1 protein-coding gene is annotated in these 281 nt (G+C 59.8%); it reads left to right on the top strand.

What is annotated here, in order from left to right; all coding sequences use genetic code 11:
- On the top strand, nt 1-281 hold a 281-nt coding region (locus PseAD21_RS29405), incomplete at both ends, for a hypothetical protein (protein ID WP_146011333.1).

The following is a 281-nucleotide window of genomic DNA, read 5'->3' as shown; positions in this document are numbered from 1 at the left end:
CACGCTGAACCCCACCGATGCCGACTTCAAAAACCTGCATGGCGGTGGCAACGGCACCGAGACGTTCACCTACACCATCACCGACTCGGACGGTGATGCCAGCACCGCGAATCTCGTCCTGCAGATCCACAACAACGACGATCCCGTAGTGATCAGTGGCCTGGACGTCAACGGCGGCGAACTGACGGTTTACGAGAAAAACCTCAGCACCGGCAGCGCGCCTGACGCCAATGCCCTGACCCAAAGTGGCACCTTCACCATCACCGCGCAGGATGGCATAA

Origin of the sequence: Pseudomonas sp. AD21 (assembly GCF_002878485.1) — a bacterium.
GTDB lineage: Bacteria > Pseudomonadota > Gammaproteobacteria > Pseudomonadales > Pseudomonadaceae > Aquipseudomonas.
The sequence above is the reverse complement of the archived record's forward strand: the minus strand, read 5'-3'. Positions and strand labels throughout refer to the sequence as shown.